Source organism: Streptococcus sp. HMSC061E03 (assembly GCF_001813505.1).
Classification (GTDB): Bacteria; Bacillota; Bacilli; order Lactobacillales; family Streptococcaceae; genus Streptococcus.
In genome coordinates, this window is sequence record NZ_KV812784.1 from 579,320 (window position 1) to 591,386 (window position 12,067).

General features: G+C 41.2%; 14 protein-coding genes. All 14 read left to right on the forward strand.

Features of this window, described 5'->3' with window-relative positions; all coding sequences use genetic code 11:
* The first annotated feature begins 5 nt into the window (after positions 1 to 5).
* Entirely contained in the window at positions 6 to 503 is a 498-nt protein-coding gene (locus HMPREF2917_RS02980) for a GNAT family N-acetyltransferase (protein ID WP_070588930.1), read from the forward strand.
* A gap of 93 nt (positions 504 to 596) precedes the next feature.
* Positions 597 to 1,220 carry an NAD(P)H-dependent oxidoreductase gene (locus tag HMPREF2917_RS02985; protein ID WP_070588931.1) on the forward strand — a complete coding sequence of 208 codons (624 nt, stop codon included), beginning with the start codon at positions 597 to 599 and terminating at the stop codon, positions 1,218 to 1,220.
* Between the two features lie 498 nt (positions 1,221 to 1,718).
* A complete protein-coding gene (locus HMPREF2917_RS02995) occupies positions 1,719 to 2,150 on the forward strand; it encodes a hypothetical protein (RefSeq protein WP_070588933.1) in 432 nt (143 codons plus the stop codon).
* Between the two features lie 26 nt (positions 2,151 to 2,176).
* On the forward strand, positions 2,177 to 2,644 hold the full coding sequence (locus HMPREF2917_RS03000; protein WP_070588934.1) for an 8-oxo-dGTP diphosphatase: 468 nt from the start codon (positions 2,177 to 2,179) through the stop codon (positions 2,642 to 2,644).
* Between the two features lie 291 nt (positions 2,645 to 2,935).
* The gene (locus HMPREF2917_RS03005) at positions 2,936 to 3,640 is read left to right on the forward strand and encodes an ATP-binding cassette domain-containing protein (RefSeq protein WP_070588935.1); all 705 of its coding nucleotides are present in this window, start codon (positions 2,936 to 2,938) and stop codon (positions 3,638 to 3,640) included.
* A 3-nt stretch (positions 3,641 to 3,643) separates the two neighbouring features.
* Positions 3,644 to 4,741 carry a hypothetical protein gene (locus HMPREF2917_RS03010; RefSeq protein ID WP_070588936.1) on the forward strand — a complete coding sequence of 366 codons (1,098 nt, stop codon included), beginning with the start codon at positions 3,644 to 3,646 and terminating at the stop codon, positions 4,739 to 4,741.
* An 83-nt stretch (positions 4,742 to 4,824) separates the two neighbouring features.
* Positions 4,825 to 5,229, forward strand: a complete 405-nt coding sequence (locus HMPREF2917_RS03015; protein WP_003016342.1) for a PaaI family thioesterase — start codon at positions 4,825 to 4,827, stop codon at positions 5,227 to 5,229.
* On the forward strand, positions 5,204 to 5,956 hold the full coding sequence (locus tag HMPREF2917_RS03020) for an HAD family hydrolase (RefSeq protein ID WP_070588937.1): 753 nt from the start codon (positions 5,204 to 5,206) through the stop codon (positions 5,954 to 5,956). Before HMPREF2917_RS03015 ends, HMPREF2917_RS03020 begins: the two co-directional genes overlap by 26 nt.
* Positions 5,957 to 6,084: 128 nt before the next feature.
* On the forward strand, positions 6,085 to 6,420 hold the full coding sequence (locus HMPREF2917_RS03025; RefSeq protein WP_003016288.1) for a zinc ribbon domain-containing protein YjdM: 336 nt from the start codon (positions 6,085 to 6,087) through the stop codon (positions 6,418 to 6,420).
* Positions 6,421 to 6,644: 224 nt separating this feature from the next.
* Positions 6,645 to 7,280, forward strand: a complete 636-nt coding sequence (locus HMPREF2917_RS03030; RefSeq protein ID WP_070588938.1) for a Pr6Pr family membrane protein — start codon at positions 6,645 to 6,647, stop codon at positions 7,278 to 7,280.
* Between the two features lie 262 nt (positions 7,281 to 7,542).
* Positions 7,543 to 8,061: a bifunctional pyr operon transcriptional regulator/uracil phosphoribosyltransferase PyrR gene (pyrR, locus tag HMPREF2917_RS03035; RefSeq protein WP_003001719.1), complete on the forward strand. Its 519-nt coding sequence runs from the start codon at positions 7,543 to 7,545 to the stop codon at positions 8,059 to 8,061.
* A 46-nt stretch (positions 8,062 to 8,107) separates the two neighbouring features.
* Entirely contained in the window at positions 8,108 to 9,031 is a 924-nt protein-coding gene (locus HMPREF2917_RS03040) for an aspartate carbamoyltransferase catalytic subunit (protein ID WP_003007497.1), read from the forward strand.
* A gap of 124 nt (positions 9,032 to 9,155) precedes the next feature.
* On the forward strand, positions 9,156 to 10,247 hold the full coding sequence (locus HMPREF2917_RS03045) for a carbamoyl phosphate synthase small subunit (RefSeq protein WP_003007496.1): 1,092 nt from the start codon (positions 9,156 to 9,158) through the stop codon (positions 10,245 to 10,247).
* Positions 10,244 to 11,983 (forward strand): ATP-binding protein, encoded by a 1,740-nt coding sequence (locus tag HMPREF2917_RS03050; RefSeq protein ID WP_070588939.1) that lies wholly within the window; start codon positions 10,244 to 10,246, stop codon positions 11,981 to 11,983. Before HMPREF2917_RS03045 ends, HMPREF2917_RS03050 begins: the two co-directional genes overlap by 4 nt.
* Positions 11,984 to 12,067: the final 84 nt, after the last annotated feature.

The following is a 12,067-nucleotide window of genomic DNA, read 5'->3' on the forward strand; positions in this document are numbered from 1 at the left end:
AGCGAATGAAGATTATCATTAAAACAATGGAAACTCCTGAAGAGATAGAAGGAAAATCTCTCGTTCATTGGCAAACGTGGAGAGAGGCTTATGACGATCTTTTACCCGCGGAATTTCAGGAGACGATGACATTAGATAGATGTCGTTTCTTGAGTCAAAAGTATCCAGAAAATACCTTGATTGCGATGGATGGAAAGAAGGTCGTTGGATTTATCAGCTATGGAAATTTTCGTGATGAGGCCATTCAAGCTGGTGAAATCATCGCCTTATATGTTTTAAAAGATTACTATGGAAAAGGTGTGAGTGAACAGTTAATGCATGCTGCATTTGTTGCTCTTGATCATGTTTCTGAGATTTATTTATGGGTATTGAAAGATAATAAGCGAGCCATTGCTTTCTATCAAAAAATGGGTTTTACTTTTGATGGCCAAGAAAAAATACTTGAACTTGGAACACCTGTTAAGGAATTGCGGATGATGTGTTCTTCAAATAAAAATTCCTAAAGGACCTATCTATCAATCTTTGAACCATTATCAATTAATCAAGTAAAAAAATAAAAGAGATAGAATGAACCAAAGAAATGAAGGAGAAGACGAATGAAGATTTTAGTCATCAATGGGCATCCAGATAAGGAAAGTTACTGTCAGGCTATTTTTCAAACCATTGTTGAAACTATTAACTCAAATCGCCATGAGCTTGAAGTCATCAATCTTAATGAAGAAGACTTTGATCCTGTCCTTCGCTATGGTTATCGAAAGCGGATGGAAGAAGATCCCTTTATCCTTCGTTCTCAAGAATGGATCCAGTGGGCGGACCACCTGATCTTTGTCTATCCCATCTGGTGGAGCAGTATGCCGAGCCTCATGAAAGGTTGGATTGATCGGGTCTTCACACCTGGGATTGCTTACTCGGCTAATGATCAGGGCAGCTTTATCTGGAATTACCTCAGAGGCAAGCAATTCAAGAAGTTGCTCAAAGGCAAAACAGCCAGTATTTATGCGACCTCCATGGCGCCTACTTGGTGGTATAAGATCTTTTCAGGTCCTCTCAACATTCCGGATAGTTATGGCATCTCTGTTTTGAAAAATGCCGTCTTGAACCACTGTGGGATTAAAACCAAACGCGTGTGTATCTTGGGAGAGGTTGGACGGGATGTGAACACTGCTAGCATGCGGGAACAGCATCTCCAAAAGGTCGCAGCAGAAGTGAAGAAACTCTGATCCTGTCCTTGTCTTTGTTGGACATTTCTAGGCAAGCGGTTGTATTCTTAACGGATGTTGGATAAAATAGAATTAAAATCCATGGGAAATAGGGGAAATAAATATGTTGCTGTTTATGTATATGATCTATGTCATCTATTTCATTTCAAAACTGAAAAAAGAAGATAAAAGAGTCTCTCTATTTACGAAGATTGTTGTTTATGGTTTATTGGTTTTATCATTGATTAAGATCTATTTCGGCATAGTGGCATTTATATTTTCCCCTTTACCACTAATTGGTTCAATAGTTTCTTTAGCTCTTGGTGGTATGAGATTGGTTCTTAAAATAGTTATAGCACTTAGCTTACTTTTATTATCGCTAAGTCTATTCTTAGACAGCAAAAAAAATGATCCGGATACGCCCCTTATAGAACATTGGCTCCGGTTAGGTTATCATATTCTGTTGATGTTACTTTAGGAGATCCAGTTTAAACCAATTACTAAGAAAGAGAGATCAACATGAGAAAGTATCGGAACCTGTTTCGAATCTTGTATCTGATTTTGTTGCTTTTTGTTTTTGCTAACTTCCTTTTGGACTTCAATGGTTGTGCCTTTACGCCGCTCCTCTGGAATCCCTGGTTGTATCTAGGGGCTGTGACTATTCTATGTCACAGCTGGTATCGCTTCTATCGAAAACATGCACCAAATTGGAAGAATCTTGTGAGTGTTCTCTTGAGTCTCTTTGCTAGCCTGATCCTAGCATTTTTCATTGAGTTGCTTTTTACCTTTGATGGCCATGGTCCGGTAACGATTCACTCGGAATATTATTTAAAAGAGAAGTCAATTGTCTTTCAGAGAGGCTCTTTTTTGGATGCCTATGATGAATACCATGAGCTGGTAAATCCCTTTGTGATGAAAAAAGAGATAAAGAAAAAAATTTATATTGATTAATTGTCAATATCATAGAAAGGAAATTTATGTCACGCGCAACATCTACTGTACTTACCAATCTTTGTTTGGTAGAAGATCCTACGAATGGAAAAGTAGTCCTCCAATACCGCTCACCTGAAAAGACTCACTGGGCTGGCCATGCTTTTCCAGGTGGCCATATCGAAGAAGGAGAAAGCCTTGTAGAATCCGTCATTCGTGAAGTCTACGAAGAGACAGGACTGACAATTGCAGATCCAAAACTGGTCGCAGTCAAAGACTGGGAGCCAGATGAGGGAGGCCGCTATATTGTCTTTTGCTACAAAGCGACAGAATTTACAGGCCAGCTCAGATCATCTGAAGAAGGAGAAGTTTCTTGGGTTGAGAAGGACCAATTAGAAAAGTTGGACTTGTCCTACGACATGCTTCCTCTGCTGGAAGTGATGGAAGACCCGGACTTGTCTGAGTTCTATTATCGCAAACGGACAGACGACGACTGGGAAAAATTAAGATTTTAAGCAAAGAGCTAGAGGGATCTAGCTTTTTTTGCTTGTAAGGTAAAAGAAGTAAGAATATTTCATTCGTGCTTGAATCTGCTCAGAAAAAGTACTATAGTATAAGCATAAAATACAATTGTAATCTTTCATACTGTGAATAGAAAGAAGGCAAGATATGAAATTACAATTTAGAATCCTTATAGGAATTTGCTTCTTGATCGGTGCCTTAGTCTTTGCCTTTCAAAAGGAATGGTTATACGCTTTGCTGTTGCTTTTAGTTGGGGCTTCTTACCTTTATAAAGGAGTGCGTCGATGAAGAGTGAGTGTTTAAACATCAAGGGGTTAAACGTTTGGTATAAAAAAGACAAGCCCATTATAAAAGACACGAATATGCTTGTACCCAATCATTCTGTAGTAGGGTTGATTGGTCGAAATGGAGCTGGGAAGACAACCTTGCTAAAAGCTTTAAGTAGTGTTTTTGATCATCGGCAGTATGCAGTTGAGACTGTTACCATTGAAGACAAGGTGACATCTTTTCATACGAATTTCTATAAGAGCCGTACCTATACAGTTTTTACTGAAAACAATAGTTTTTTAAACTGGGATTTTGTTCATTATTTTAATTTTGTCTGTCGTTTGTATCATCGAAAGAGAGATGAAACGTTATTGCAGGACCTGATCTCAGGTTTTCATTTTGAAGAATTTCTCAACACCGATATCGGTAGTTTGTCAACGGGAAATAAGAAGAAAGTCTTCCTGATCACAGCTTTCTATCTCAAACCTCCCCTCCTTATTTTGGACGAACCATTTGATGGCCTAGATTTTGATGCGACAGAATTTCTATATGGTTTGCTATTGCAGTATAAAGAAGAAGGCTCTATTCTGATGAGTTCGCATATCGCAGAGAGTATCGTTCGGGTGTGTGATACAGCTTATTCTATTGAAGATGGTCACCTAGATGCGATCGAATCGAATTTAGAAGATTGGTTTCATGACGTCAATCGTCAGAGGGGGTAGAGCATGTTACTAGCTATTTTTAGAGATGTGGTATCCAAAAATCGGCTCTTCTTGTTCTTAACTTCCTTAGCCTTTGCTCTTTATTACCATCTTGTTGGGGCCAAATTTTCTACGAGCTTTCAAGTTTTATTGATCAGTACGGCTATTGTTACTGCTCTATCAACCTTTCAATTGCTCTATTCCTACTTTTCGATGGACAGGGTTCAGGCCTACTACCAGCTTCCTTTGTCTCTCAATCGTTTTAAAGGGTCTTTTCTGACGGTAACCTTTCTTCTCAATTTACTAGAGCGCGTGCTGTTATTGATCCTCTTTTTGGGAGTCAGGTTAGACCTGCTACAATCCTTTAAGCTCGTCCTCCTTTCTTTACTGGTGGTATTGAGTGTGTTTTATATCTTTATCCAGTTCAATACCAGGCCTAGTTTTCTAGGAGGAGTGCTCATTTTTGTAACGACTGTTCTTACAGCATCTTCTTTATGGGTCCAACAAGTGTCCTATATGATCTTACTTTCAGCCCTCGTTGCTATCTTTATTTTTAAAAATGAGGACTTGATCGCGGTTTCAAAAAATGATCAGTTGCTCGTTTCAAAGAGAAGAAGTGGCAATTATTTTTGGATTTCCTTATTTCAAGAGCGCTATTTTTCCATCAATTTTGTCTTTACTCTCATCTTCCTCCTTCTCATTCTGATACAGGATTATGATGCTCCATTAAAAATCATCATCCTTTTAACGATTGCTTCTGTCAATACGCCATTAACCACTCTCATTTCCGCTGATAAAGATTTGATCGATCATGTCAAGTCCCTACCTAAGAGTCTGTTCTTTTACTTGATGTATTACCGTGTATTGCTGACTTATTTCCTATCTGTCAATCTATTTGTTGCTCTGTTATTAAAAATGGTGGTCATGCCTGACTTGGGGATCCTATTTTTACTAGGAGTGATGATTCTAGCAGTGGTTGAAGCTGTTTTGCACTTACTGATTGAAATCTATTTCCCTTTAAGAAAATGGAATTTAAAGAGAGAATGTTGGAAGCACCCAAGAAAATATATTGTGCCTAGTATCGTCTTCTTACTTAGTTGGAGTCTCCTTTTCTGCTTCTAAGGAATTGCCCCTTCGCTTGTATCTACTCCTTAATTGTAGTATGATAGAGGAGTTGAAAAGATGCTAGAAAAGGTGGCAAGTATATGAAAGATTTTCACTTTGATGCAATTGCTGCATTTGAAAATTACGAAATCGAAAAGATGAGAGATGGCCATGTGGTGGTGACAACTAAGGTCGTAGAATCCTCGCTCAATTATTATGGAAATGCGCACGGAGGCTATCTCTTTACCCTGTGTGACCAAGTCAGTGGTTTGGTCGTGGTTTCTCAAGGGGTCGATGGGGTAACCTTGCAATCCTCGATCAATTACTTAAAAGCAGGGCGTCTGGGTGATGTCCTCACGATCCATGGCGAATGTGTCCATAGTGGACGGACGACTCGAGTTGTGGATGTCGATATTACCAATCAAGACGGTGCCAATGTCTGTAAGGCAACCTTTACGATGTTTGTTACGGGAGTGAGAGATGAATCCGCACAAGTACGCATTTAAAAACTATATTTTTGATTTTTATGGAACCTTAGTCGACATCGAAACCGATGAGTCGAGTCCCATTTTATGGGATACCATGGCTCAGATCTACCAATCCTACGGGGCAAGCTACTCAGGAGAAGGTCTGCGCCTGCGTTATAGAGAGTTGGTGCAACAAGCCGAAGAAGACTTGGCTAAGGTAAAACAAGTTGCCTACCCAGAGATTGATCTGACGGTTATCTTTGTACAATTGTATTTAGAAGGTCATCCAAGTGGGAATAGTGTTGCCCATCTCAAAGAGTGGGGACGTTTGATTGCGCGGACTTTCCGTGTCCTTTCTCGCAAGCGGTTGGAGCTTTATCCTCATACGAAAGAAGTATTAGAGGATATGAAAGCTGCAGGTTGCCGAATCTTTCTCTTATCCAATGCCCAAGCAGATTTTACCAATCCGGAGATTGATTTGGTTGGTTTGAGAGAACTTTTCCATGCCATTTACTTGTCGTCTGACGCAGGTATTCGCAAACCTCAGCCAGAATTCCTCTTGGAAGTGATGAAAGAACACCAGTTGAACCCTGAGAAAACGGTCATGGTGGGGAATGACTTTACGACAGATGTCGCCGTGGCCCAAAGTATCGGAATGGAGAGTATCTTGATCAATACCTTCCCTTACTCTGATGCTGAACTTCGCGAGAAGAATCAAGCAGGTGTGCGCGTGATTCGAGATATTCAAGAATTGCAGGAAGATTGAGAAATATCATCCATGTAGGGAGGCCAAGTCGCCTCTTTTTTTCATGAAAATGCTACAGTCGAGCAGGATTTGTCAAATTTTCGCTTTCATGGTATACTATGAAAGTTAATTTGAATAAGGAGATAAAAATGAATAACTTACCAAACTGTCCAAAATGTAACTCTGAATACGTCTATGAAGATGGAGCGCTCTTGGTGTGCCCAGAGTGTGCGTATGAATGGAACCCAGCTGAGGTTGAAGAAGAAGAGGGTGTCGTAGCGATTGATGCCAACGGAAACAAATTGGCTGATGGCGATACAGTGACCTTGATCAAAGATTTGAAAGTGAAGGGGGCACCGAAAGATTTGAAACAAGGTACGCGCGTGAAAAACATCCGTATCGTTGAAGGAGACCACAACATCGATTGTAAGATTGATGGCTTTGGCGCAATGAAACTCAAATCAGAATTTGTGAAGAAAATCTAAAGAAAAGTACACAAATTAATAGAGTTATTTAAGTTTATAATGGAACTTTCCGCTGTGAGAAAAGTACTTGAAACAGTATTGATTCAAGTACTCGGGAGTTTTGAAACTTTAGGTTCAAAACTAAGTCATGGAACTTCGTAGAAGTTCGCTGACGTCCGTCCTCACTTAAGGAAAGCTCCTGATTAAACTGAAGGGCCTAGCCCCTTTTCTTTCAGGAGAATACTATGAAATTCAAATTATTATTTAGCTATCGTTTTCTATTGTTTATCTTAAGTGTGCTCGGTGTTTATCTGCAACTGACCAAACATGGTGGCTTTGGCATGATGCTCTATTACACCATTTTATCCAACATGTTGGTCATGTTCTTTATGGGAGACATGGTTTGGCGCATGATTCGAGGTCGTTCGACCCAGACTCAGGGCTACCTTCGTATGAAAGGCGCAGTTACCATGTCCATTATGATCACCTGTGTCATCTACCACTTTATGTTGGCGCCTATTGCGACACCAGAGAAGTTTTATCGTTTGGAAAACTTTCTCTGTCATTACATCGTTCCTTTGATGTTCTTCTTTGATACTCTAGTGATTGATAAAGCCAAGCAATACCGAAAGCTCGATCCCTTCCTTTGGACCTTGATTCCCCTAGCTTACATGCTCTTTGCCCTTCTCAATGGATTGGTCTTGAAGTGGCCAATTCCAGGTGCAAAAGATAGTCCTTTTGCCTATTTCTTTATCAATGTTAATAAATACGGCTGGGCTTTTGTGTGCAAATGGGTGGTGATCATCTTTATCGCTTACCTCTTAGCTGGCTATGTACTCTATGGGATTAAAAATATCAAGCGGAAATCGACTGTTTCTTAGTAAAAGCCGAACATTATTCAGACGAAAAGTCATGTTTTTAAATTTTTTTGAAAAAAGTTGAGTTTTTTCTTGCATGTCATTTGAAACTGTGATATAGTTATCTCAATTAAATAAATCCTTTAATCCTGTCCCGTGAGGCAGGCAAGGAGACTGTGAAAAACAATGGCTAGGACCATAGAGCGAGACTCTATCCTCTTAGACCATTCATTTGCTGAACCTCCTTGAAAAAGGAGGTTTTTCTTTTACAACTAAGGAGGACTGAATGAAAACCAAAGAAGTCGTTGATGATTTGACGATGAAACGGGCCATTACCCGGATCACCTACGAAATCATTGAACGAAACAAAGATTTGAGCCAGATTGTGCTGGTGGGGATCAAGACGCGTGGTGTTTACATCGCTCGCCGGATCCAAGAACGCCTCTCTCAGCTGGAACAAATCGATGTCCCTGTAGCAGAACTAGATACCAAGCCTTTCCGAGATGACATGAAGGCGACTGAGGATACGACGGTCTTACCAGTTGATATCGCTCATAGAGAAGTCATTTTGATTGATGATGTCCTCTATACAGGTCGCACGATTCGCGCTGCCATTGACAATCTGGTCAGTCACGGTCGTCCTGCTCGAGTGAGTCTTGCGGTTCTCGTCGACCGTGGGCATCGGGAGTTGCCGATTCGTCCGGACTTTGTTGGGAAAAATATCCCGACAAGTAAGTCAGAGGAAATCATTGTCGAGATGGTGGAGCTAGACGGTCAAGACCGCGTCCTCATCAAAGAAGCTTAAACAAATTGTAAATTATTTGCATTCACATTATAAAAGGAGAATCAACATGTCTGAAAATCAAATCGCTCTTAAAAACCTTGTCTCAATGGAAACTCTTACCAATGAAGAAGTAATGGCATTGATCAAACGTGGGATTGAGTTCAAAAACGGAGCTAAAGCATCCTACGAAGACCAACACATCATCTCAAACCTTTTCTTTGAACCTTCAACTCGTACCCACAAAGCCTTTGAAGTGGCAGAGTTGAAATTGGGATGTGATCTCCTTGACTTTGATGTGAAGACAAGTTCTGTGAACAAAGGGGAAACACTTTACGATACCATCTTGACCATGTCAGCTCTTGGTGTAGATGTCTGCGTCATCCGTCACCCTGAAGTGGACTACTACAAAGAATTGGTTGAAAGCCCAACGATCACAGCCTCTATCGTCAACGGTGGGGACGGTTCAGGTCAACACCCAAGCCAAAGCTTGCTTGATTTGATGACCATCTACCAAGAATTCGGTCACTTTGATGGCTTGAAAGTTTGTATCGCTGGGGACTTGGATCACTCACGTGTGGCAAAATCAAATATGCAAATCTTGAAACGTTTGGGAGCAACCCTCTACTTTGCAGGTCCAGACGAATGGAGAAGTGCGGAATTTGAAGACTATGGAACCTTCGTCACTATCGATGAAGTCATTGAAGAAGTAGATGTGATGATGTTCTTGCGTGTACAACACGAACGTCATGATTACGAATCACTCTTCTCTAAAGAAAACTACCATCGTCTTCATGGCTTGACTCAAGAACGTTATGACCGTATGAAAGATACAGCGATCTTGATGCACCCAGCACCAGTCAACCGTGACGTTGAAATTGCGGACCACTTGGTAGAAGCTCCTAAATCACGTATCGTAGAACAAATGACCAATGGTGTCTTTGTCCGTATGGCCATCATTGAAGCCGTCCTTAAAGGTCGCGGTGCAAAATAAGATAACTGACAATTCATTGAAAGGAAAGAAAGAGGACAGAGTAGACAGCTACATGGAATCTGACTTTCCTTTTTTTGAGGAACTATGATAAAATTGGATTAGTGTAAAAGAAGGGAGGGGTTCGATGAAACGATTATTGGTCCTAGAGGATGGGACTGTATTTGAAGGAGAAGCCTTTGGTGCAGACTTATATGTGACTGGTGAATTGGTCTTTACGACTGCCATGACAGGCCATCAAGAATTGATTACGGATCAGGCTTTTAGTGGCCAGATCCTCTCCTTTACCTTTCCAGTTATTGGCGCAACAGGGATCAATAGAGATGATTCTGAATCGATTACGCCGACATGTTTGGCAGTAGTCGTTCAGCATTTGGTGGAAATGCCAAGTAATTGGCGGCAGCAGATGACCTTGGATGAATTCTTGAAGCGAAAAAAAATCCCTGGTATTGTAGGGATTGATACAAGACAGGTAGCAAAAATTGTCCGCAAGTATGGACGGATGAAGGCGACTGTCATTAACAAGGGGGATTCGATAGAGCATATCCTGGATCAGTTGCGAGCAACGGTCCTTCCCAAAGACCAAGTGCGTCAAGTCTCGACAAAAACGGCCTATGCTGTACCAGGTTTTGGAAAGAGTATTGCCTTGATTGATTTAGGTGTCAAACACTCTGTCTTACGCCAGCTGAGTCAAAGGGACTGTAATGTTACGGTCTATCCCTATGACATCTCTTATAATGAACTGATGGAACAGCAGCCCGATGGCGTTATTTTATCCAGTGGGCCTGGCGATCCCCATCAGGTGAAAAAACTCTGTCGCTTGATCCAAAAAATCAATGGTCAAATTCCGATCTGGGGCATGGGCTTGGGAGCACAGGTACTGGCTCAAGCTTACGGGGCTGAGCTAGCTCCCATGGAAGTCGGGCATTTCGGCTTAAATATTCCTGTGCGTGAAATTGCGACAGGAAAAATCGAGATAACGAGTCAAAATCATTTGTATAGTATTGCCAGAGATAGTCTGCCTCATGATTTATTGGTCACGCATGAAAACGTAAATGACCATAGTATTGAAGGTTTTCGTCATCGTTACCAACCGATTTTAGGGGTTCAATTCCAAGTGGATGCTAGTCCAGGGCCAAGGGACAATCTCTATTTTTACGATGAATTTTTAGAGTTGATTGATGCCAAAATTCACGAAAGTAGAAGGGAGAAGGAATGATGAAAGAAAACCAGAAATTGCTTCTCCTATGTGGAGATTCTTATCAGGATATTAGCCTCTTGGCTGCGGTAAATGAAGCACAAAAACTTAATGTCAAGGACGGGAATGCTCTTGTCCTTTATCTGGGTGAAGAAAATGCTATCACACAGGAAGCTGGAGAACAGGTTGTAGTCAGTAAGCTCAAGTTGGATGCTCTTAGGACGACTCTTCTTTCTTATACTGGATCTCGCTTGCTCTTAGCCTTTGCGGATAAACAGATTTTGAATCTCTTGTTTCGTTTGGAAGAAACTGGATTTTTCAAAGACGAATCGATCATGATTATCGGACCGAGCCTCCAACGCTACCGTAGTTTTTATCAGCAGGCGGATCAACGACGCCTCTTTCAAGAGTTGGGCTATCAGGTACCCGCTTCCGCACTGGTTGGTTCGGTTCGCGAAGCCATCGAGTTTTCTGAAGGCATTCAATTTCCTATTATGATCTGGCCGGTAGCGAGTAAGCAAGGGCAGGGGCGAAAGATTGCTCATAACTTGGATGACTTGTGCGAAGCAGTAGAAACAGGACTTTCAGTCTCTCCAAGTCAGCAGTGTTTGCTAGAATTTTCGACCTATGGCTTTAAGGAATTGGATTTTGTCGTCATGCGGGATCGCGAAGAAAATCACTACCTGGCGGCCTCTATTGAAAGCATTGATCCTGTCGGAATCCACTCTAGTGACTCTTATCAATTTATGCCAGCGGTCACCCTGACTGACCGGGAGTTTCAAAATCTTCGTGAAGCAGCAATCCACATTAGTCGCTATTTGAAGCTGACAGGAGCTGTTTCCATCAAGTTTGCTCTTGATCCGACGAGCTATGCTTTTTATATCCTAGAAGTTAACCCATTTGCTTCAGACAGTATCTCGATGGCCTCTATGGGCTTGGGCTATTCCTTGTTTGAGCAAGGAGTTCAGTTACAATTAGGGCGCTCTCTCGAGCATTTGCCTCACCCCTTATTAAAGGATCTAAAGGCTGTTTACGAACCAAGTTTGGACTATATCTTCTTTAAGATCCCGATTTTTTCTGATGCTGCTAAAAATGCCCGCCTCAATACCCAAATTCACTCTTATGGGGCAGTTTATGGATTTGGGAAGAGAATCGATGAAGCTTATCAACAAGCCCTAGAAACCATTAAAGACAAGAACTTGCTGACCATCCTTCCTGAGGAAATGAGCGATGATGAATTAATCCAGAAAATTGCTCGTCATATGCCCCATCGGCTCTTCTATATCTTAGAGGCTTTGAAACGTGGTTTTGAGTTTGAGGAACTCTTGGATTTAAGTAAATTAGCACCGATTTATTTGCAGGTTCTAGCCAACCTTGTAGAAATGGAAAAAGTAGTAGAAGCTGAAATCAAACCAGCCTTTCTTCCAGTTGAACCATCAGCTGGTTTATATGAGGTCAAAGAGGGAGCAGCCTATTATCTGACCCAAAATGGAACCAATGAATCGTTAGGTTTGGACGCTGCTTGTGTCTTGGTGGATGATCTAGAAATCGGTGATGAGCGTTTTTACCAAAAGGTGAGAAAGCAAGTGAAAGAGCTGAAAGAAAAAGGACAACAGGTGATCTTACTCACGAATCGTCCTTTTACAGAATCTTTGGCAGATAAAGTCTATTATCTTCCTATTAATGAGACAAGCCTTCACCTGATTCAGACCATTGATCAGGTCAAAGATATTGTCAAGCTTTCTAATCTACAATAAAGGATCCGGACAATCAATCCGAATCCTTAGATTGAAAATAAAATTATATTTTAAAACTTTCCTTAGGTGAGTACGGACGTCAGC

What these genes read in the sequence shown, in the direction of transcription:
- HMPREF2917_RS03020 (WP_070588937.1), top strand. Translation starts at nt 5,204, where the DNA reads ATGAATCCGCACAAGTACGCATTTAAAAACTATATTTTTGATTTTTAT.
- HMPREF2917_RS03030 (WP_070588938.1), top strand. Translation starts at nt 6,645, where the DNA reads ATGAAATTCAAATTATTATTTAGCTATCGTTTTCTATTGTTTATCTTA.
- pyrR (WP_003001719.1), top strand. Translation starts at nt 7,543, where the DNA reads ATGAAAACCAAAGAAGTCGTTGATGATTTGACGATGAAACGGGCCATT.
- HMPREF2917_RS03015 (WP_003016342.1), top strand. Translation starts at nt 4,825, where the DNA reads ATGAAAGATTTTCACTTTGATGCAATTGCTGCATTTGAAAATTACGAA.
- HMPREF2917_RS03005 (WP_070588935.1), top strand. Translation starts at nt 2,936, where the DNA reads ATGAAGAGTGAGTGTTTAAACATCAAGGGGTTAAACGTTTGGTATAAA.
- HMPREF2917_RS02995 (WP_070588933.1), top strand. Translation starts at nt 1,719, where the DNA reads ATGAGAAAGTATCGGAACCTGTTTCGAATCTTGTATCTGATTTTGTTG.
- HMPREF2917_RS03025 (WP_003016288.1), top strand. Translation starts at nt 6,085, where the DNA reads ATGAATAACTTACCAAACTGTCCAAAATGTAACTCTGAATACGTCTAT.
- HMPREF2917_RS03040 (WP_003007497.1), top strand. Translation starts at nt 8,108, where the DNA reads ATGTCTGAAAATCAAATCGCTCTTAAAAACCTTGTCTCAATGGAAACT.
- HMPREF2917_RS03050 (WP_070588939.1), top strand. Translation starts at nt 10,244, where the DNA reads ATGATGAAAGAAAACCAGAAATTGCTTCTCCTATGTGGAGATTCTTAT.
- HMPREF2917_RS03010 (WP_070588936.1), top strand. Translation starts at nt 3,644, where the DNA reads ATGTTACTAGCTATTTTTAGAGATGTGGTATCCAAAAATCGGCTCTTC.
- HMPREF2917_RS03000 (WP_070588934.1), top strand. Translation starts at nt 2,177, where the DNA reads ATGTCACGCGCAACATCTACTGTACTTACCAATCTTTGTTTGGTAGAA.
- HMPREF2917_RS02980 (WP_070588930.1), top strand. Translation starts at nt 6, where the DNA reads ATGAAGATTATCATTAAAACAATGGAAACTCCTGAAGAGATAGAAGGA.
- HMPREF2917_RS02985 (WP_070588931.1), top strand. Translation starts at nt 597, where the DNA reads ATGAAGATTTTAGTCATCAATGGGCATCCAGATAAGGAAAGTTACTGT.
- HMPREF2917_RS03045 (WP_003007496.1), top strand. Translation starts at nt 9,156, where the DNA reads ATGAAACGATTATTGGTCCTAGAGGATGGGACTGTATTTGAAGGAGAA.